General features: G+C 67.1%; 23 protein-coding genes. 10 read left to right on the forward strand and 13 right to left on the reverse strand.

The window, feature by feature from the left end:
* Positions 1–23: 23 nt before the first annotated feature.
* From IEX88_RS17155 to lgt, 5 genes are all read right to left on the reverse strand, one after another.
* On the reverse strand, positions 24–386 hold the full coding sequence (locus IEX88_RS17155) for a hypothetical protein (RefSeq protein WP_188852978.1): 363 nt from the start codon (positions 384–386) through the stop codon (positions 24–26).
* Between the two features lie 227 nt (positions 387–613).
* Positions 614–1,765 (reverse strand): M24 family metallopeptidase, encoded by a 1,152-nt coding sequence (locus IEX88_RS17160; RefSeq protein ID WP_188852980.1) that lies wholly within the window; start codon positions 1,763–1,765, stop codon positions 614–616.
* A gap of 8 nt (positions 1,766–1,773) precedes the next feature.
* Positions 1,774–2,583 carry a peptidoglycan editing factor PgeF gene (gene pgeF, locus IEX88_RS17165; protein ID WP_188852982.1) on the reverse strand — a complete coding sequence of 270 codons (810 nt, stop codon included), beginning with the start codon at positions 2,581–2,583 and terminating at the stop codon, positions 1,774–1,776.
* 33 nt (positions 2,584–2,616) lie between these two features.
* Positions 2,617–3,747 carry a class I SAM-dependent methyltransferase gene (locus IEX88_RS17170; protein WP_244640273.1) on the reverse strand — a complete coding sequence of 377 codons (1,131 nt, stop codon included), beginning with the start codon at positions 3,745–3,747 and terminating at the stop codon, positions 2,617–2,619.
* Positions 3,744–4,628, reverse strand: coding sequence for a prolipoprotein diacylglyceryl transferase (lgt, locus tag IEX88_RS17175; RefSeq protein ID WP_188852984.1), 885 nt, complete (start codon positions 4,626–4,628; stop codon positions 3,744–3,746). Before lgt ends, IEX88_RS17170 begins: the two co-directional genes overlap by 4 nt.
* Before the next feature lie 171 nt (positions 4,629–4,799).
* On the opposite strand from lgt, the gene IEX88_RS17180 reads away from it, so the two are divergent.
* The 4 genes from IEX88_RS17180 to IEX88_RS17195 all read left to right on the forward strand — a co-directional run bounded on the left by IEX88_RS17180 (position 4,800) and on the right by IEX88_RS17195 (position 7,029).
* Entirely contained in the window at positions 4,800–5,075 is a 276-nt protein-coding gene (locus IEX88_RS17180; RefSeq protein WP_188852986.1) for an accessory factor UbiK family protein, read from the forward strand.
* Between the two features lie 272 nt (positions 5,076–5,347).
* On the forward strand, positions 5,348–5,848 hold the full coding sequence (locus IEX88_RS17185; RefSeq protein WP_188853055.1) for a type III secretion system chaperone family protein: 501 nt from the start codon (positions 5,348–5,350) through the stop codon (positions 5,846–5,848).
* A complete protein-coding gene (gene proC, locus IEX88_RS17190; RefSeq protein WP_188852989.1) occupies positions 5,845–6,669 on the forward strand; it encodes a pyrroline-5-carboxylate reductase in 825 nt (274 codons plus the stop codon). Before IEX88_RS17185 ends, proC begins: the two co-directional genes overlap by 4 nt.
* Positions 6,670–6,672: 3 nt before the next feature.
* Entirely contained in the window at positions 6,673–7,029 is a 357-nt protein-coding gene (locus IEX88_RS17195; protein ID WP_188852990.1) for a tRNA-binding protein, read from the forward strand.
* Here IEX88_RS17195 and IEX88_RS17200 read toward each other — a convergent pair whose 3' ends face one another.
* From IEX88_RS17200 to IEX88_RS17220, 5 genes are all read right to left on the reverse strand, one after another.
* Positions 7,030–7,416: a type II toxin-antitoxin system VapC family toxin gene (locus tag IEX88_RS17200; protein WP_188852992.1), complete on the reverse strand. Its 387-nt coding sequence runs from the start codon at positions 7,414–7,416 to the stop codon at positions 7,030–7,032.
* Positions 7,416–7,658 carry a type II toxin-antitoxin system Phd/YefM family antitoxin gene (locus tag IEX88_RS17205; protein WP_188852994.1) on the reverse strand — a complete coding sequence of 81 codons (243 nt, stop codon included), beginning with the start codon at positions 7,656–7,658 and terminating at the stop codon, positions 7,416–7,418. Before IEX88_RS17205 ends, IEX88_RS17200 begins: the two co-directional genes overlap by 1 nt.
* A 66-nt stretch (positions 7,659–7,724) precedes the next feature.
* Entirely contained in the window at positions 7,725–9,020 is a 1,296-nt protein-coding gene (locus IEX88_RS17210) for an ATP-binding protein (RefSeq protein ID WP_244640275.1), read from the reverse strand.
* 184 nt (positions 9,021–9,204) lie between these two features.
* Positions 9,205–9,924 carry a response regulator gene (locus IEX88_RS17215; protein WP_188852996.1) on the reverse strand — a complete coding sequence of 240 codons (720 nt, stop codon included), beginning with the start codon at positions 9,922–9,924 and terminating at the stop codon, positions 9,205–9,207.
* Positions 9,917–10,483: a MarR family winged helix-turn-helix transcriptional regulator gene (locus IEX88_RS17220; RefSeq protein ID WP_188853059.1), complete on the reverse strand. Its 567-nt coding sequence runs from the start codon at positions 10,481–10,483 to the stop codon at positions 9,917–9,919. Before IEX88_RS17220 ends, IEX88_RS17215 begins: the two co-directional genes overlap by 8 nt.
* A 461-nt stretch (positions 10,484–10,944) precedes the next feature.
* On the opposite strand from IEX88_RS17220, the gene IEX88_RS17225 reads away from it, so the two are divergent.
* Positions 10,945–11,835 (forward strand): branched-chain amino acid aminotransferase, encoded by an 891-nt coding sequence (locus IEX88_RS17225; protein ID WP_188852998.1) that lies wholly within the window; start codon positions 10,945–10,947, stop codon positions 11,833–11,835.
* Between the two features lie 71 nt (positions 11,836–11,906).
* Positions 11,907–12,524, forward strand: a complete 618-nt coding sequence (locus tag IEX88_RS17230) for an MBL fold metallo-hydrolase (protein ID WP_373289609.1) — start codon at positions 11,907–11,909, stop codon at positions 12,522–12,524.
* A gap of 106 nt (positions 12,525–12,630) precedes the next feature.
* Here the strand turns inward: IEX88_RS17230 and IEX88_RS17235 are convergent, their stop codons facing one another.
* Entirely contained in the window at positions 12,631–13,515 is an 885-nt protein-coding gene (locus IEX88_RS17235; RefSeq protein WP_188853000.1) for a BA14K family protein, read from the reverse strand.
* Between the two features lie 327 nt (positions 13,516–13,842).
* Positions 13,843–14,058, reverse strand: coding sequence for a cold-shock protein (locus IEX88_RS17240; protein ID WP_188853002.1), 216 nt, complete (start codon positions 14,056–14,058; stop codon positions 13,843–13,845).
* 323 nt (positions 14,059–14,381) lie between these two features.
* Between IEX88_RS17240 and IEX88_RS17245 the strand changes: the two genes are divergently transcribed.
* Complete coding sequence (locus IEX88_RS17245; RefSeq protein WP_188853004.1) at positions 14,382–15,032, forward strand: pyroglutamyl-peptidase I; 651 nt, start codon at positions 14,382–14,384, stop codon at positions 15,030–15,032.
* A 205-nt stretch (positions 15,033–15,237) separates the two neighbouring features.
* Here the strand turns inward: IEX88_RS17245 and IEX88_RS17250 are convergent, their stop codons facing one another.
* Positions 15,238–15,450, reverse strand: a complete 213-nt coding sequence (locus tag IEX88_RS17250) for a cold-shock protein (RefSeq protein ID WP_188853007.1) — start codon at positions 15,448–15,450, stop codon at positions 15,238–15,240.
* Between the two features lie 653 nt (positions 15,451–16,103).
* Between IEX88_RS17250 and IEX88_RS17255 the strand changes: the two genes are divergently transcribed.
* The 3 genes from IEX88_RS17255 to IEX88_RS27070 all read left to right on the forward strand — a co-directional run bounded on the left by IEX88_RS17255 (position 16,104) and on the right by IEX88_RS27070 (position 17,465).
* Positions 16,104–16,478 carry a hypothetical protein gene (locus IEX88_RS17255; RefSeq protein ID WP_188853009.1) on the forward strand — a complete coding sequence of 125 codons (375 nt, stop codon included), beginning with the start codon at positions 16,104–16,106 and terminating at the stop codon, positions 16,476–16,478.
* Between the two features lie 173 nt (positions 16,479–16,651).
* On the forward strand, positions 16,652–17,206 hold the full coding sequence (locus IEX88_RS17260; RefSeq protein ID WP_188853011.1) for a hypothetical protein: 555 nt from the start codon (positions 16,652–16,654) through the stop codon (positions 17,204–17,206).
* A gap of 124 nt (positions 17,207–17,330) precedes the next feature.
* Complete coding sequence (locus tag IEX88_RS27070; protein WP_274604620.1) at positions 17,331–17,465, forward strand: hypothetical protein; 135 nt, start codon at positions 17,331–17,333, stop codon at positions 17,463–17,465.
* Positions 17,466–17,688: the final 223 nt, after the last annotated feature.

Genomic DNA, 17,688 nt, shown 5'->3' on the forward strand with positions numbered 1-17,688 from the left:
TTGCGGTAAATGGGTCGCGTTGCTCAGCCGTTGGCCGCGACCTGCCGGCGAAACGCCTGGAGGGTCGTGGCCGCTATCCTGGCGAGTACCGCCTGGTCGACCGCGGACCAGGGATCGGCGGCGGACCTGGCGATGGTCTCCTGACCTTGGATCCGGGTGATGCGGGTGCCGGCGGGGTCGACGACATCCCAGACATAGACCACGACCGTGCCCGATCCTTCGGACATCGCCGAGAAATAGCCTTTCAGCCGCAAGGGGGCGACGGGATCGCCGGAGGGCAGGATGGCGATGCCGCTTTGCGCCGCGCTGGCGGCGAGCGCCTGCGACAGCGCCGCGACGGTCGCGGGCGGTGCTCCGACCAGCGGCAGGAATTGCACTGACCCCACCGTGCCCGTCGATGCCGGCTGCGAGGCGAGGGATGCCGATTGTGAGGCGCTCGCCGCGGGGGGCGAGACCGGCTCAGGCTGTGTCGCGGCCGTCGCTGCCCCGCCGCCGATCGCCGCCGGGGGCCTCAGACCGAAATCGGGACTTTCCGCAGCACTGCAGCCCGCCAGAACTCCCGCACTCAACGCGGCCAGGAGCGCGGGGCGCCCGAGAAAGGGACGCCAGGCCATCAGGCCACCACCGTCAGGTCGAGCGGCAGCCGCGATAGCGATTCCGGGGCCTCCTCCGTCGTCAGATAGGTCTGGCCGAGGGTCATCGCCGTGCCGCTGTCGGAATCCATGATGATCATGTGGGCAAACAGAGTCATTCCCGGCAGGATCGGCTCGGCATTGCCGGAGACGAACATCTGCGGCTCCATCCAGGACGGCGCGTAGCGGGCGCCGAGCGAGTAGCCGCAGGCGCTGAGGCGATGGCGGACGAGGTCGTGCGCCTCCATCACCCCGGCATGCGCGTCGAAGACGTCGCCAAAGGTCTTGCCGGGCCGCATGGCCGCCTCGACGGCGGAAAGAGCCTCGCGCGCGGCCTCGGAGAGCTCGAGATGGCGGCTCGTCGGTGTGCCGACGATGACGGTCCGCATCAGCGCGGCATGATACTGCGCCTTCACGCCGGCCCATTCCAGCGTCAGCTGGTCGTCGGCATCGAGTTTGCGGCGGCCGGACTTGTAGCGGCACAGAAGCGCGTCGACGCCCGATCCGATGATGAAGGAATTGGCGGGATAGTCGCCACCCGCCTTCAGCACCGAGCCCTGCAGCGCATGCAGGAGATCGGCCTCGTCGGCACCGGGGGCGACCAGCGGGAGCATCGCCTCGAAGGCGTCGTCGCCGAGGCGCGCGGCCTCGCGCACATAGGCGATCTCGGCCGGGCTTTTGACGAGGCGCAGCGCCGGCACGAGGTCGGACGCATCCTTCAGGGCGGCGAAGGAGCCGAGCTTGGCCTCGACGAGGCGGCCATTGGCGGCGGTCAGACCGTGCGTCGCCCATTCCACGCCGAGCTTGGAGCCGAGCAGGCCCATCTCGTCGAGCATGTCGCGCAGGTCGATGGTCGGGTCCGCCGCGCCCCGGTCGCGCCAGACGGTGATGGTTTCCAGGATCGAGGTCTGGCGCGCCTGCCGCAGGTCGGCCGAACGCGTCAGAAGGCGCATGTCGCCGTCCGCCTTCACTGCCAGGCACTGGAAGAAGCAGAAGCCGAACGTGTCGTAGCCGGTCAGCCAGTACATCGATTCCTGGGCGAAGAGCAGGACGGCGTCGAGCTTGCGCTCGGCCATCTCCGCCAGCAGCCGGTCGCGGCGGGAAGCAAATTCGTCGCGCGAAAAATGCAGCATGAAAGATCCTATCGGTCGATGGCAATCGCGGCGAGCTGCCGGCCGTAGTCGGCTTCGCCACGATGTGTTGCTCGGCGGAAGGAAAAGAAGAGGCTCTCCTCTCCGTAGGTGCAGCGGCCGACGAAGCGGGCGGCGACACCCGCTGCGCCAAGGCGCGCCAGGATGAAGCCGGGCAGGTCGAACTGCGCCTTGTCCTCGGCATGGCCGGGCGCAAAGAAACGGCCCGCATCGGGCGTTCCGCGCAGCACTTCGGCCCGCATGTCGTTGCCGACCTCGTAGTTTTCCTGCGTGATCGTCGGGCCGAGAACCGCCACGATGTTCTCGCGCTGCGCACCGCAGCCTTCCATGGCGGCGATCGTCGCCTCGATGACGCCGCCGGCCGCGCCCCGCCAGCCGGCATGGGCGGCACCGACGACGCCGGCTTTGGCATCGGCGAAGAGGATCGGCCCGCAATCGGCGGTCAGGACGCCGATGGCAAGGCCCGGCGTCCGCGTCACCAGGCCGTCAGCCCGCGGACGGTCCCCCGAAAGAGGCTCGGTCACGACCACCACTTCGGCAGAATGGACCTGGAAGAGCGTGGCGATTTCCCGATCGGGCTGGCCGAGGAAACTGGCGGCGCGGGCGCGGTTTTCGCGCACCGCCGCCGGGTCGTCGCTGGAGCCGAGACCCATGTTCAGCCCGGCATAGAGCCCGGTCGAGACCCCGCCGCGGCGGGTGAAGAAGCCATGGCGGATGCCGGGGGCATCGCCGAGTTCCGGGGCCGTCAGCACGTCCGAAACCGACAGTGAGAAGGCAGGCGTGGTGAGGTGATTTGACATCGCGCGGGATGGTGGTGGACCCGCCCGGTGAAGTCAATCGGCGATGGGGATCTTGAAGGGCGGCAGCGGAAGTCTCGTCGAAGATGCTGCCAACACCTTGAAAAGGCGTCCCATTTCGTTCTCGTTTCCACCGGCCAGGCGGCGCGCGGCAACGGCCAGCGCGTCCTGTTCGTCTATGCTTCGGCCCCGGCCGAGCGCCCCGGCGCGTTCGGCGAGGCCGAGCCGAAGCAGAAATTCGCCCTGATCCATGACCGGCGCGACGGCGAGCCGCGCCTGGCTGAATCGGGCGGTCAGGACCGAGAAATCGACATGGCTGGTGATGTCGCTGTGGCCGGGGTCGACCAGCGGATCGGCAAAGCCGTGCGAGCGCATCGCTTGCAGCGTGTCGCCATAGGCACTGTCGGCGTGGCCGTAGTCGAAGAGAAGCGCGAGACCGCCGCTAGCGGCGAGGCGCGACGCCAGGCTGTCGGCCAGAGCGCTGCGCTGGGGCGAAAGCTCGATGATGTCGCCCGGGCGGGGGGGCGGCAGGCTTTCGGGCAGGTCGAGGGCTGCAGCCGGCAGCGGGACGGTGCCGAAGACGAGGCGGCCGTCGGGTGCGCGGCCGACGCGTTTCTCCCGCCAGCCGTCTGCCGCCCACACGAACTGGCGGATGGCGACGGCGTCGAAGAGTTCGTTGGCGACGAGGAGGAGGGGCCCCGGCTCGATCGCGGACAGGCGCTTGCGGTGACGGATCGGCAGGTCGAAGGAGGCCAGCCGCTCGGCCTGGATCCGGGCCAGCCGGTCGCTGGTCTCGACCAGGGTGACGCGCGCGGCGGCGAGGAAGGCGCGGTCGAGGCGCCCGGCGGTGCGCAGGATGTCGGCCATCAGCGTGCCGCGACCGGGGCCCATCTCGGCGAGGACGAAGGGCGAGGGCGCGCCGAGCGCCTGCCAGGCGGCGACCAGCCAGGCGGCGACGAGTTCGCCGAACATCTGGCTGATCTCCGGCGCGGTGACGAAATCGCCGCGGGCGCCGAACGGGTCCTGGCTGGCATAGTAGCCATGCTCGGGGTGGAACAGCGCCAGATCCCAATAGCGCTCGATGCTGATCGGCCCGTTGCGGTCGATGATGTCGCCGATCAGCCGCTTCAGCGGGCTCTCGGGGGCTGCCGCAGGGGTGGGCGTCACGGCTTGGCGATGCTGCCGGGTGTCGCCTCGCCGGGTTCTGCACGCGGCGCGTAGACGGTCGGCTTGGCCGAGAGCATGGCCCACAGCGCCAGCAGCAGCATCGGCAGCGAGAGGACCATGCCCATGGTTAGCCAGCCGCCGTAGAGATAGCCGAGCTGGACGTCGGGGACCCGGAAGAACTCGACGAAGATGCGCGCCAGGCCATAGCCGCCGATGAAGGCGCCGCCGACGAAGCGCGGTCGTTTGAACATCTTGAAATGGTGGGTCAGGATGCGCAGCAGGCACCAGAGCACGACGCCTTCCAACAGGCCCTCGTAGAGCTGGCTCGGATGGCGCGGTTCCGGGCCGCCACTGGGAAAGACAAAAGCCCAGGGAACGCTCGTCGGCGCGCCCCAGAGCTCGGAATTGATGAAATTGGCAAGCCGCCCGAACAGGAGGCCGAAGGGAACCGAGGCGGCGACGACGTCGATCAGGCTCCACAGCGGGATTTTCTGGCGCCGAGTGAAGATGGCGGTGGCGATGACCACGCCGATCAGCCCGCCATGGAAAGACATGCCGCCCTCCCAGATCCGCAGCATCGCCCAGGGATCCACGCTGTAGCGGTGGAAGTCGTAGAACAGGATCGATCCGATCCGCCCGCCGAGGATGATGCCGCCGGTGATCCACAGGATGAAGTCGTCGATCTGCAGCACGGTGATCGGCGAGACGCCGTTCGGCCAGAGCTTGGTGTTGGAGACGAGGGCGCGCCCGTAGAGCCAGCCGCAGACGATGCCCGCGACATAGGCCAGGCCATACCAGCGCAGGGCGATCGGTCCGATCTCCAGGAACACCGGATCGATATTGGGAAAGGTCAGCACGCCGAGCGTGGAAAAGGTCATCATCGGACGGGGTCGGCTCCGTTGGCAGGCTGCGCGCCGGCGGACCTTGGTCGCGCCGGCCGAAGGGGTCAAGCAGGATGGGGGCTTGCGGTGGACACGGCGGCGGCGGCATTGCCAAGCCGGGCCCGGCTCCCTAACTCCAGAGGCGACCTATCACCTGCTGGAGACGCCGCTATGACCAATCGTGCCCCGAACCGGATGCTGGACGAATTTGCCCGGATGATGACGGATGCCGCCGGCGCTGCGCAGGGTGTGCGCCGCGAGGTCGAGACCGCGTTTCGGGCGCAGGGCGAGCGGCTGATCAATGGCATGGATCTCGTCCAGCGCGAGGAGTTCGAAGCGGTTCGCGACATGGCCGCCAAGGCGCGGCTGGAAAACGAGGCGTTGAAGAAACGCCTGGCGGATCTCGAGGCGAGAATGCCGCCTGCTCCGGTTTCCGGCGAGTTCTAAGATTTATCCACAGGCTGTCAACAGGTTTTCCCCTGTTTGTTCCGGACTCGAAAGCTCTTTTGCGAGAGTCGCTTAAGTCGGGCGGGTGGCCCGACTTGAAGCTCGACCGTCCCTAAATTGGTTAATATTTCCCTTACCCCCTTAAGCCGGAGAATCCCGGCCTATACACTGATTCATAAGGGTGATTCGTCGCGATGACGGCGCCCGGCAAGGGCGCCTTGGTCCTTGCGGCGTGCGGCGCCTGATGCGGTTGCGGGGAATCTGGGGTGAGAATGAATTTCGGCGAAATGGAACTGGAGCGCCAGTTCAACCCGGTCGATGTGATCGAGCTGGTGGCGGCCAGCCGCGACTGGTCGTTCGAGCGTCCCTGCGACGACGAGATCGCCATGTCGGTCGCCGGCGTCTGGACCGAATACGCCGTGTCCTTTTCCTGGATGCCGGACAACGAGGCGCTGCATCTGGGCTGTGCCTTCGACATGAAGGTGCCCGAGCATCGCCAGGTCGAGGTGCTTCGTCTCCTGGCCAAGATCAATCCGCAATTGCTGGTCGGCCATTTCGACCTCTGGCCGGCGGAAGGGGCGGTGATGTTCCGCCACGCTTTGCTCCTGTCGGGCGGCGCCGACCCCACCAGTCAGCAGGCGGAGCGTCTTCTCACCTGCGCGCTGGAGAACTGCGAGCGCTTCTACCAGGCCTTCCAGTTCGTCGTCTGGGCTTCCAAGGATGCCGACGAGGCGCTCGCCTGCAGCCTGTTCGAGACCGTGGGGCGGGCATGAGCGCGGTTTCGTCGGGGCCGGGCCGGCTGCTGCTGGTCGGCGGCGGCAATATGGGTGGCGCGATGCTGCGCGGCTGGGTCGACTTCGGCCTGCCGGCGGACGACCTGCACGTCGTCGATCCCCAGCCCGGCGAGGCGCTGCGCGCGCTGATCGCCGAGGGTCGCCTGCGCCATTCCACCACCGTGCCGACGTCGCCCTTCGATGTCGTCGTCCTGGCGGTGAAGCCGCAGGTGATGGGTGATATCCTGCCGAACCTGGCGCCCGCCCTGACACCGGAAACCTTGGTGATTTCGGTCGCCGCGGGCAAGACCATTGCCTTCATCGCCGCAACGCTGGGCGAGCGACCGATCGTGCGGGCCATGCCCAACACGCCGGCCCTGATCGGCCGCGGCATCACCGGCTGTTTCGCCAATCCTCTGGTGACGCCGGCCTTGCGCGACAAGGCCGAGGCGCTGCTGTCGGCGAGCGGCGCCGTCGTCTGGGTCGAAGCCGAGGCGGACATCGATGCGGTGACGGCGGTTTCCGGTAGCGGCCCGGCCTATGTGTTCCACTTAACCGAAGCGCTGGCGGCGGCCGGCGAGGCCATGGGTCTCGCGCCTGACCTGGCGATGACGCTGGCGCGCCACACCGTGGCGGGCGCCGGCGAGCTGATGATCCAGTCGCCCGAGGCGCCGGCGCAGCTGCGCCGCAACGTCACCTCGCCGAACGGCACGACCCAGGCCGCGCTCGACGTGCTGATGGCCGAGGACGGGCTCGGGCCCTTGATGCGGCACGCCGTGACGGCCGCCCGTGATCGCGCCCGCGAACTGTCGAAGGACTGAGCCATGACCGAGAACGCGCCCAGCGCGGAGATCGCCTTCGGCGATTTCCTGAAAGTCGATATCCGCGTCGGCACCATCGTCGAGGTCGAGCCCTTTCCGGAGGCGCGCAAGCCCGCCTTTCGCCTGAAGATCGACTTCGGCCCGGAGATCGGCGTGAAGAAATCTTCGGCGCAGATCACCGCGCACTATACGCCGGAGACGCTGGTCGGCCGGCAGGTCGTCGCCGTCGTCAATTTCCCGCCGCGCCAGATCGGCCCGATGCGATCGGAAGTGCTGACCCTGGGCGTTCCGGACGAGGCGGGCGAGGTGGTGCTTCTGGCGCCCAGCCAGGGCGTGCCGAATGGCGGCAGGCTGTTCTGATCAGGCGAGGTCGACGAGGTCTCCGTACCGCCGCAGAACACGATCGACCGTGCAAAATTTCGCCGACATTTCGATGGCCTGAGCCAGGAGCAGCCGGTCGAACGGGTCACGGTGATGCAGGGGTAGGTCGTCGACCCTCAAAGTCACGGCGGCGAGGATCGGCAGTTCGACAAAATCGGCGGCAAGGGCGGCCGCGAGCACCTGCTTTGGCGTCGCCTGCAAATTCGTTCGCCCCATCGACGCTTTGATCGTGAGTTCCCAGATGCTCGCGGCGCTGAAGTAGACGACGTTGTTCCGGTCGACCAGAAGCTGGCGGGTTCGATCTTGGATACGGTTGGGCTCCAACAGTGCCCAGAGCAGAATGTGGGTGTCGATCAGCAGCCGCATCAGCGGCCTTCGAACAGGACCAGAATCTCGTCAGGAAGAGGGTCGTCGAAATCGTCGGGGACCGTGCCGAGCCCCGCCAACCCGCCCAGCCGACGCTGGCCTTTCGTCGTCGGATCAGCAATAGGCACAAGCCGGGCGCTCGGAACGCCCGCGGATGAGATCACGATGTCTTCGCCCGATGCTGCACGCTGCAGCAAATCGCCGAGGTGAGCTGCTGCAAGTTTCGCCTCGATCGTCGTCATCGCAGGGCATCCGAAGCTCGTCTGTCAGGAAGGAATAATACGTCCATCCCAATCCTCGGCCAAGGCCTATGCCGGAATCCGGATCATCGCCCGCAATCCCCCGAGCTTGCTGTCGGACAACAGAATGTCCCCGCCATGGCTGCGGGCGATGTCGCGGGCGATGGCGAGGCCGAGGCCGGTGCCGCCCGCATCGATGTTGCGGGCGGTGTCGAGGCGCACGAAGGGCTTGAACACCTCCTCGCGCTGATCGGCGGGAATGCCCGGCCCGTCGTCCTCCACCGTCACCGTGAGCCAGCGGCCCTCGTGCCGGCCGACGATGCGCACGCGGCCGGCATGGCGCAGGGCATTGGAGACGAGGTTGGTGATCAGGCGGGTGAAGGAATCCGGCCGCACCAGGATGCGCGGATCGCCGATCACTTCCGTCTCGACCTTCTTGTTCTTCAGCCGCGCCTCGGTGGCGAACTTGGCGAAGACGGGCTCCAGGTCGAGCTCGGCGACGTCCTCGCCTTGCTCGCCCTTGGCGAAGGCGAGATAGCCCTCGAGCATGCGCTGCATCTCGTCGACGTCGGAGTTCAGCTCGTCCTGATCCTCGCCTTCGCCGAGCAGAGCCAGCTGCAGCCGGAATCGCGTCAGGATCGTGCGCAGATCGTGGCTGACGCCGTTCAGCATCTGCGTGCGCTGCTCGATCTGCCGCTCGATGCGGTCGCGCATCTGGACGAAAGCGAGCGAGGCGCGCCGCACCTCGGAAGCGCCGCGCGGGCGAAAATCCTGCGGCATCGGCTGGCCCCGGCCAAACCCGTCGGCGGCTTCGGCGAGCGCCTGGATCGGGCGGATCTGGTTGCGCAGGAAGAGGATGGCGATGACGAGCAGCACCAGCGACGTCCCGACCATCCAAAGCAGGAAAATGTGGGTGTTCGACGCATAGGCGGAATTGCGCCGGGCAAAGACCCGCAGAACATGGTCGGCGAGCTGGATGCGAATCTCGACCAGCCGCGAATTGCCGACGGTGTCTATCCAGAACGGCCGATTGATCTGGTCGGTGATCTCTTCGCTGAGAATGCCGTCGAGAATGCTGAAGAAGGGCTTGGGCGCCGGCGCCGGCAGCGGCTCGGGCGGCAGGACGGCGATGTTGAGGTCGAGTTTTTCGCGCGCCATCCGCGTGACGGTGGCGAATTCGGGGTCCTGCGGATAGCTCTCGATCACGTCGATGATGCCGGCGATGTCGCGGACCACGGCCGTCGACAACCGCTGGGTCACCGTCTGCCAGTGGCGCTCCATGAAGACGAAGGCGACGACCGACTGCAGCAGCACCATCGGCGCGATGATGATGATCAGCGAGCGCGGATACAGGCCCTTGGGCATGTGCCGCGCCACCCAGCGCGGCACATGCCGCAGCGGGCCCCGCCAGATGTCCAGCCTCGGCGGCGCGGCGGGCCGAAGCCGGCGCGCCCAGGCGGGCAGCGGTGGGCGGGCGAGACGGGACAATGCTTTCCTCGTTCCCGCTCCCGGACGCATGCGCTCGAAGAGAGTCATGGCAGGCGGGCGCTCAATCGACGTTCAGGCGGTAGCCGACACCGCGTACTGTCTGCAGCCAGAGCGGATTGGCCGGATCGCTCTCGATCTTGCGGCGCAGCCGATTGATCTGCACGTCGACGGTGCGCTCGCCGACCTCGGCCTCGTCGCCGAGAAGTTCCTGGCGCTGGATCGTCTCGCCGGCCTTCAGGGCGAACTGCGCCATGATTTCCTGCTCGCGCTCGGTCAGCCGGATCATGTCGGCGCCGCGTTTCAGCTCCTTGCGGGCCAGGGAGAAGCTGAACGGCCCGAAGCGGACGTTCTCGACCTTCAGGATCGGCGACGGCGTGCCGCGCTTCAGGATGTTGTTGATCCGCAGCAGCAGTTCGCGCGGGTCGAAGGGTTTTGACAGATAGTCGTCGGCGCCCGCTTCGAGGCCCTCGATCCGCTGTTCCGTGTCGGAGCGCGCGGTCAGCATCAGGATCGGCGTGTCGCGAAGCTGCGAGATGCTGCGCACGAGATCGAGGCCGCTTTCGCCGGGCATCATCACGTCGACTACCAGGAGGTCGAAGTCGAGCCCCCGCAGGATCCGGCGCGCCTCCGCCGCATCGGCGGCCATGGAGACGCGAAAGCCGCGCTCGGACAGGAAGCGCGACAACAGGCTGCGGATGCGCCGGTCGTCATCGACGATCAGGAGATGCGGAGCGTCGTCGTCGAGGAAGGGGGCAGTCGTCGTCGCTTGACCTTCAATCATCGCCGGCTCCCCCGAGAATCCCCTGCTTGCGGAACCAGGCCGTGGTGGTATCGCGGTCCCCGGCCATCTCGCTCAAAAAGGAAATGACGGGCCGCGGATCGATGCTGCCGGCCGTCGCCAGGGCCGCCTCGATCCGCGCGGCCTGGGCGCGCGAAAGCTCCAGCGTCAGATCGCGGCCGAGACGGGTCGGGTAGAGGCGGCGTTGGCGGCGGTCCTCTTCGCCCGGCATCTGGCGGATGAAGTCCCCTTCGACGAGCTGGCGCAGCACCCGCGACAGCGACTGCTTGGTGATCTGCAGGAGGTCGAGAAGATCGGCGATCGTCATGCCCGGGGCCCGGTTGACGAAGTGCAGAACCCGGTGATGGGCCCGTCCGAAGCCGTATCGCTCCAGCACCAGATCGGCGTCGGCGGTAAATTCGCGGTAGGCGAAAAAGAACAGCTCGATGATCCGGAAATCGAGCTCGCCCCTGGTCTCCAGCCCCTGCGTCACGACCTCCTGGGGGGCCGGCCTGTCGGGCAGCGCGGGCGATGCGTGGCGATCAAGCACATTCAAATCCATGGGAAAGGGGCACATCCATCGAAAAAGGGGAATCCGTCGAAGAGGGGCCCCTCGGTCAAGAGACGACCCATCCGGCAGAAGAAAGATCAGAAAATGGCAGACGCATGGAACGGCTCGTCTTCGAAGGGCTGGGGGAAAATAGGTCAGCACCGTTGACGTAATTTCCCTCTATTGTTACACCTCTCCTGCGCCGAGGGAACAGGGCCACCCGCAAGGATGATCCCTCTCCCGTTGCAAGACGCGGGATACCACCCTTGGTCCCCCCGCAGCACGACAGTCTTTCGGCCGCGGGGCAACGGGGCGGCGTTCGTCGAGGATGGCCGGATTTTTCCGCCGAGGGCGGTGACAGCGTGGCGCCTGTCGCTGCAGGCGGGTTTGACGGGCTGACGCGATGCGGTGACAATCCGCGACGCGTGACGGTTTGGACTTCAGAGGAGGGGCGCCGGCGGCGCCAAGAAAGCATGAGCACAGTTCCCTTCGATCAAATGGACGGGCAGATCTGGTTCAACGGCGAGTTCGTGCCCTGGCGTGACGCCAAGGTCCACGTGCTGACGCATGGTCTACACTATGCGAGCGCGGTGTTCGAAGGCGAGCGCGCCTATGGCGGCGAGATCTTCAAGCTGCGCGCCCATACCGATCGGCTGATCGAATCCGGACGCCTGCTGGGCTTCAAGATCCCCTACAGCGCCGACGAAATCGATTCCGCCTGCAACGAGCTGCTGCGGCGCCAGGGCTTTGCTGACGCCTATGTCCGCCCGATCGCCTGGCGCGGCAGCGAGATGATGGGCGTGTCGGCGCAGAACAACCGCATCAACGTCGCCATCGCGATCTGGCAGTGGCCGAGCTACTTCAACCCGGAACAGCGGATGAAGGGCATCCGGCTCGACATGGCCGAGTACCGGCGTCCGGATCCGCGCACCGCGCCCTCCAAGGCGAAGGCCAGCGGTCTCTACATGATCTGCACCATTTCCAAGCATGCCGCCGAGGCGAAGGGCTATGCCGACGCGCTGATGCTGGACTGGCGCGGCCATGTCGCCGAGGCGACCGGCGCCAACGTCTTCTTCGTGAAGGACGGCGTCATCCACACGCCCGATCCCGACTGTTTTCTCGACGGCATCACCCGCCGCACCGTCATCGACCTCGCCAAGCGGCGCGGCTACGAGGTGCAGGTGCGCACGATCCTGCCGGAGGAATTGGAGAGCTTCACGGAGTGCTTCCTGTGCGGCACGGCGGCGGAAGTCACGCCGGTCGCCGAGATCGGCCCCTACAGCTTCACACCGGGCGATATCAGCCGGCAGCTGGTCGCCGACTATGCGGCCGAGGTGCAGCCGAAGCGGGCCGCCGCGGAGTGAGCGGCGGCGCATCGGGGTCGGCGCCTGGCGGCAGTGCGCCAAGCGGGGAGGGCGCGCTGGCGATCCAGATCGTGCCGGTCACGCCCTTCCAGCAGAACTGCTGCCTGTTGTTCGATGAGGACACGCTGGCCGGCGTCGTCGTCGATCCCGGCGGCGATGTCGACCGGATCCTGGCGGCGATCGCGGATGCCGGCATCCGCGTCGAGGCGATCTGGCTGACGCATGGCCATCTCGACCATGCCGGCGGTGCCATGGCACTGAAGGAGGCGCTCGGCGTGCCGATCGTGGGGCCGCACATCGCCGACCGCGGCCTGCTTGAGAACATCGAGCGGCAGGCGGCGATGTACGGCGTCGGCGGCGGCTTTCGCAACGCCTATCCCGACACCTGGCTCGGCGACGGCGACTCCGTCTCCTTCGGCTCGCACCGTTTCCAGGTCCTGCACTGTCCGGGCCATGCACCCGGCCATGTCGTCTTCTACAACCGCGCAACGCGCTTTCTGCATGCCGGCGACGTCTTGTTCCAGGGATCGGTCGGGCGCACCGACCTGCCCGGCGGCGACCATGCGGCGCTGATCGCGTCGATCAAGGAAAAGCTGCTGCCGCTCGGCGACGACGTCACCTTCGTCTGCGGCCACGGTCCCGGCAGCACGCTCGGCGAGGAACGGCTGCACAACCCCTATCTCGTCTGACCAACCGGTCCGGCGCCACGGCCTTTCAAGGCGGTGGCGCGGTGTCCGTCTTTCCGTCGCGGGCCTTCACGGCCGCGACAGGAGAGGCCGATCGCGGCGGCGGGTGTCAGGGATTGCAGAACCGGACGCGGCCGCCCTTGGCGACATAGGTGCCGAGCGCCGGGTCGAAGCTGCGGTAAGAAGCGCTGCAATGGCGCAGCCAAGCGTTCGACCAGGGCTGCAGATCATGGCGCCGGTGGCGGCTCGCGGAATAGCCGGGGCCGACACGGATGATCTTGCTGCCGCCGACATAGGCAACATCGATCCCGTTCCGGCCGGCTGAGCGTCTGTCCAGGCGGTCGGTCGAGACGTCGATCCATTTGGGTCCGGAGGGGTAGATCCCGGCTGTCGAAAAGGAGGACGTCTCGGAAAAGGGACCGTCCCCGAGATAGATGAAGCTGTCGTCGTCCACCGTTCGCGACGACGAGTTCCACGAGCGGTGGACGGGCGCGATCTCGGTGCCGTACTGATGGTCGTAGCGGGGCAGCGGGGTGTAGGGGCGACCCTGGCCGCGCCGATAGTCGTCGCGATCATGCCGGCCCCTGCGCCGGTCATGGTCGCGAAACCGGGTCTCGCGATCCCGCCAGCCGCGATCGCGGTGCGCAAAGCCGTCGCGCCGGTACGAACGGTCGTGGTGCCACGCATTGCTGCCGTTCTGATAGGCGAAGGGGTGGTGCCAGTCGCGCCGGTGTCCGGACCTGTCGCGGGACCCGTTGTCGCGCCGATAACCCGACGCGCCGCGGCGTCCGTCGGCATGATGCCGGCCCCGCGCCTGGCCATGGCGGGCGGCATGGCCGCGGTAGGGCAAGCCACGATAGTCGGCGCCACGGTGGTGAGAGGAAGCGCGGGCGCCGCCGTCGCGGGCGAAAGCCTCGTTCACGTAGCCGCCGAAAAAGCCGAAGAGACAGGCAAGGAGCAGCAGGGCTATGGGATGAAGTCGATGGGGGCGCATGTCGATCTCCCTGATGCCCTTGCCTGGGCCGCGGCCACGTCGTGCCGGCGCGCTCCCTTCAGGATAGGGGAGGTGGGGCATTCGGGAACAGCGGTTTGTGTCGCCAGTCGCCAGAAATTGGCGTTAGCGTTACCGCGCGTCCGGTCGGGACGCGGCCGCGCCGGCATCGGCCCGCCGCAACTGCACGGTGCAAACGACCTGCGCCAGCCTTGGACCTGCGCCGGCGTTAGACCTGCGCCGGCGTTAGACCTGCGCCGGCCTAGGACCGGCAGGCGCAAGCTTGCCCGGAAGGCGCGTTCGGAAGGGCCGTAGGGCGCTCGCGAAAGATCAGTCGGCGGCTTCGAGATTCACCGCCTTCGGCCCTTTGCCACGCTTGTCCGGCTCGGTCTCGTAGGAGACCTTCTGGTTTTCGACCAGCCCGTTCAGGCCGGAGGCCTGGACCGCCGAGATGTGGACGAAGATGTCGGCGCCCCCATTGTCGGGCTTGATGAAGCCGAAACCCTTTTCGGTGTTGAAGAATTTGACGGTGCCAGTCTGTGCCATTGCTATTCCCTGTTCCTTGGCGGTTCGGTGCGCCGATAGTCTGCGGCAGGCAACTCTCGAACTGCAAGGATTGAACTGCAGGGAATGGAACTATCGACGGCTTGGAGTGCCCCGCGCCGCCCGGGTAATAAGCGTTCCCGATCCGTCATCCGCCCAGTCACATTGTGTCCACGAAATTGCCCGAACATTTTTTCCATGCTATCGCCGGCTGACGATTGCAAGTGAAAGTTTCGTTGAAGGCTTCACATTTCGTTACGGAACCCTAGGGCCAAGCCTTGTTAAGGGCTGCTGATGTTCCGGCCAGCGAAGATGAACGGACCCCCATGACAATTCTCGTTGTCGGCTTTTCCAGCTTTCCTGACGCGCCCGTCAATCCGACGGAACAGCTCGTCCAGTCGCTGGAGGGCTCCTCGACGGCCGGCGGCGAGGCTATTCTGTCCTGTCTTCTGCCGGTCGACTGGGAGCGGAGCTGGCCTCTGCTGCGCCAGGCGATCGAGGCGCACCGGCCGCACAGCGTTCTCGTCTTCGGGTTGCATTCCGGCGCCGGGCGGCTGCGCTTCGAACTGACCGGCCACAATGGGCGCGAGCTCGGCCGGGCCGATGCCGTCGGCGGGTTCCCCTCAGGCCCCCAGGTGACGGAAGGGCCCGAGACCCTGGCGGCCCGACTGCCGCTGACCCGCATGGCGGCCTCGCTGCGCGAGGCCGGCGTCGACTTCGAGTACTCCCGCGACGCCGGACGCTATCTCTGCAACGACACGCTCTACCGTCTCTGCCGCCACGCCGCGGCGCTCGGCGTCGAGCGCTACGGCTTCATCCACACGCCGCTGACCGACGGCGTCGTCGAAGCCTATCTCGCGGCAAACGTCATGCCGATCTTCTGCCACACCATTTCGGACGAGAGCCTGCGCTGCGCCGCCCTGGCGCTCTGCGAAACGCTCTCGCCCGCGGAGAGCGCCGCTGCACCTGCCGTGTGAGGCGCCGGGCGGCCCGGCTGGCTGCCCTTGCAGGTTGGGCCGGTCGTCGCGCCCAAGCCGCAGCTCCTGGCCCGGCGCGTTCGGGCGTTGATGGGCCGCGGCCATCCCGTTACACGACGCAAAAAGGGCTCGCCTCGCGGCAAGCCCTTTGCATTGTTCAAGCCCGGTGGGCTCAAGGCGGCGTACTGCCGCCCGGCGCGAAAACTTAGGCGCGCTGGACGTTGACGGCCTTCGGGCCCTTGCCGCGGGTGTCGGGCTCGACGTCGAAGGTGATCTTCGCGCCGTCCTCGATCGAGGACATGCCGGCGCGCTCGAGCGCGGTGACGTGCAGGAAGACGTCCTTCGCGCCGCCGTCCGGGGTGACGAAGCCGAAGCCCTTGGAGGCATTGAAGAACTTGACGGTGCCGGTCTGGCTCATGGAATTACCCTTTCAGTGTCCGATCGTGGCGGCCGTGGCCTTCCGATCGGCCCGGAAGACGCCCTGGCGGTGCGGCTTCCGAACAAAATTGACGCCCTCCGGAGGAGGACATCGGCGGTTTCGGAAGTTCACGTCGTATCGGCGAAAGGGTCGAAGTCGTGCAGTGGCCGGTTGCGGAGAGCCCGAAATCGGCTGGTCCGCGGGGACACCCACGGCAGGGAACGTCTAACCAGTCTCCGGGTCAGCAAATGCCCGAACGACTTTTGATATGGCAGGCAACGCGCAGGGACGCAAGAGTGCCGGCCCGGCGGCATGTGCTGCAGTGCAACGTATGCTGGCGGCGATGACCGGCGACCGCGGGCCGGACTGGCAATGCCGGGATCCGTTCGGAGAGGCGACGATCGGTCGGCTGCGTTCGCCTTCTCCCCTCTGTCTCTGCGACAACTCTCCAAGATAGGCGGGCGCCCGCGTAGAGAGGTCCACCGCGCGGACAAGAACTGATTCCTCAACAATATCATCACGATGATGTCAGGGGCCTTTAGCCGGTTAGCGGATTTCCGGGGAACGATGCAGGAGGCGGGCGGTTGTGCTTCCATACTCCGCGAGACGGAGCCCAGCCGGTCCAGCCGGCGTCCCCCATCAAGGAATTCAAGATGAAGAAGATCATTCTCGCCGCCGGCCTGTCGCTCATGAGCACCGTTGCCTTCGCCCAGACCACGACCCAGGGCACGACCGGTGCCAATGAAGCGATGGGCACCTCGCCGAACGGCGTCGACTCCACGACCGTCAACGGCCAGGGCACCGGCGCCGGCACCGACGCCAACGGCAACATCATCCCGATGCAGAACGGCATGGCGTCCGACGACAACATGACCACCGGCAGCATGACCACCGACGGTGGCGCCGCCGACAAGAAGGACGCGCCGCTGACCGGTGCAAACGTTTCGTCGGGTACGGCCCCAGGTGGTGTCGATTCCGCGACGACGACCGGCCAGGGCACGGGTTCGGGCACCAGCACCGCCCAGTAAGCCAAGCGCAGTTCTGTCGCCGCCTCCAGCGCGCGACATTCGGGCCTCCCCGCCGACCAGCGGGGAGGCCTTTTTCGTGCGCGCGATCCTTCGGGCGTGCCAGAGTTGTTGCTCAGTCCAGCCCAGCACCGGCTCCGCCTGTTAGGGAGCGCCAAGAGTTTCTGGAGGATCTGATGCCGAGCAAATTTTCGGGCGGCCTGGCCGTGCTGCTGATGCTGTCCGCCGTTCCTGTCCTGCCCGCCGCGGCGCAGGAGATCATTCCCGGCTGGACCTCGGGCCCGCCGGGCGACGCGACCATGGACAAGGGCCGCCGCTTCGACTGCGCCGGCATCGCCTGTCCGCCGCAGGGCCTCTCCTGCCTCCACGCCGCCGCGCCGCACACGAAAGGCCAGCGCGTCGTGCCGACCTCAGACCTCCTGCGGCCCAAGGGCATGCCGTGGAAGGAGATCGAGGCCTGGCTCGCTCAGAAGCTGGTGATGCTGAAGCCGGACCTCGCCGGCACCGTCGATCCGAAGACCTGGACGGTCAGGGAGAAGGCGAAACTCTCCGCCGACCGGAAATATGTCGACAAGCGCTACGACGCCGGCAGCGCCGGCGAAGTGCCGCTCGCCTTGTGGATGGACGAGGGCGCGATGAACGTCGTCGTCTGCACCACCGTCGCCGACGGCGCGGCGCGCATCGACACGCTGGTGCGGGTGCTGAACAAGGGCGAGGCGGCGGAGGAGTAGGGGCTGGGTCTGTGCGCAGTGCCCGCCGACTGCGCGAGCGCTCAGGCCGCTATCCGGGCCGTCTTATTACCGCCGTTCCCCCCGTCCATGGCGGCGGGACAGCACCCGAACCACAGGACTTGCCATGAAAATCTCGCTCCTCCTCCTCTCCGCCCTTCTCCTCGGCGGCTGCCTGTCCGAGATCAACAAGCCGATCCGGCCGGGCGATACCTGGCGGGAAAAGGCCGAGGCGACGAGCAATCCGATGGGCGTCGACTAAGTTTTTGGAGGGCCGGTCGCTGGTGAAGCTCGACAGGCTGGCCCGGTAGCGGTTTCTGGCCATCCGGGTCGAAGCAGGGGAGGCCGGGCGGTCATGGCGCGGCTTTCCTGAAGAGCTTGGCCCCTCATCCCGCTGCCTGTCCAGCGGATTGATGAGTAACAGAACTGCCCGGATGGATGGGTTACACTTCTTCGGCTTTGGAAGGGTCCCGGTCTGCGTCGGT

Source organism: Aureimonas glaciei, assembly GCF_014643375.1.
Lineage (GTDB): Bacteria > Pseudomonadota > Alphaproteobacteria > Rhizobiales > Rhizobiaceae > Plantimonas > Plantimonas glaciei.

What these genes read in the sequence shown, in the direction of transcription:
- IEX88_RS17160 (WP_188852980.1), bottom strand. Translation starts at nt 1,765, where the DNA reads ATGCTGCATTTTTCGCGCGACGAATTTGCTTCCCGCCGCGACCGGCTG.
- pgeF (WP_188852982.1), bottom strand. Translation starts at nt 2,583, where the DNA reads ATGTCAAATCACCTCACCACGCCTGCCTTCTCACTGTCGGTTTCGGAC.
- lgt (WP_188852984.1), bottom strand. Translation starts at nt 4,628, where the DNA reads ATGATGACCTTTTCCACGCTCGGCGTGCTGACCTTTCCCAATATCGAT.
- IEX88_RS17180 (WP_188852986.1), top strand. Translation starts at nt 4,800, where the DNA reads ATGACCAATCGTGCCCCGAACCGGATGCTGGACGAATTTGCCCGGATG.
- IEX88_RS17185 (WP_188853055.1), top strand. Translation starts at nt 5,348, where the DNA reads ATGAATTTCGGCGAAATGGAACTGGAGCGCCAGTTCAACCCGGTCGAT.
- proC (WP_188852989.1), top strand. Translation starts at nt 5,845, where the DNA reads ATGAGCGCGGTTTCGTCGGGGCCGGGCCGGCTGCTGCTGGTCGGCGGC.
- IEX88_RS17195 (WP_188852990.1), top strand. Translation starts at nt 6,673, where the DNA reads ATGACCGAGAACGCGCCCAGCGCGGAGATCGCCTTCGGCGATTTCCTG.
- IEX88_RS17200 (WP_188852992.1), bottom strand. Translation starts at nt 7,416, where the DNA reads ATGCGGCTGCTGATCGACACCCACATTCTGCTCTGGGCACTGTTGGAG.
- IEX88_RS17205 (WP_188852994.1), bottom strand. Translation starts at nt 7,658, where the DNA reads ATGACGACGATCGAGGCGAAACTTGCAGCAGCTCACCTCGGCGATTTG.
- IEX88_RS17210 (WP_244640275.1), bottom strand. Translation starts at nt 9,020, where the DNA reads ATGCCCAAGGGCCTGTATCCGCGCTCGCTGATCATCATCATCGCGCCG.
- IEX88_RS17215 (WP_188852996.1), bottom strand. Translation starts at nt 9,924, where the DNA reads ATGATTGAAGGTCAAGCGACGACGACTGCCCCCTTCCTCGACGACGAC.
- IEX88_RS17220 (WP_188853059.1), bottom strand. Translation starts at nt 10,483, where the DNA reads ATGGATTTGAATGTGCTTGATCGCCACGCATCGCCCGCGCTGCCCGAC.
- IEX88_RS17225 (WP_188852998.1), top strand. Translation starts at nt 10,945, where the DNA reads ATGAGCACAGTTCCCTTCGATCAAATGGACGGGCAGATCTGGTTCAAC.
- IEX88_RS17235 (WP_188853000.1), bottom strand. Translation starts at nt 13,515, where the DNA reads ATGCGCCCCCATCGACTTCATCCCATAGCCCTGCTGCTCCTTGCCTGT.
- IEX88_RS17240 (WP_188853002.1), bottom strand. Translation starts at nt 14,058, where the DNA reads ATGGCACAGACTGGCACCGTCAAATTCTTCAACACCGAAAAGGGTTTC.
- IEX88_RS17245 (WP_188853004.1), top strand. Translation starts at nt 14,382, where the DNA reads ATGACAATTCTCGTTGTCGGCTTTTCCAGCTTTCCTGACGCGCCCGTC.
- IEX88_RS17250 (WP_188853007.1), bottom strand. Translation starts at nt 15,450, where the DNA reads ATGAGCCAGACCGGCACCGTCAAGTTCTTCAATGCCTCCAAGGGCTTC.
- IEX88_RS17255 (WP_188853009.1), top strand. Translation starts at nt 16,104, where the DNA reads ATGAAGAAGATCATTCTCGCCGCCGGCCTGTCGCTCATGAGCACCGTT.
- IEX88_RS17260 (WP_188853011.1), top strand. Translation starts at nt 16,652, where the DNA reads ATGCCGAGCAAATTTTCGGGCGGCCTGGCCGTGCTGCTGATGCTGTCC.
- IEX88_RS27070 (WP_274604620.1), top strand. Translation starts at nt 17,331, where the DNA reads ATGAAAATCTCGCTCCTCCTCCTCTCCGCCCTTCTCCTCGGCGGCTGC.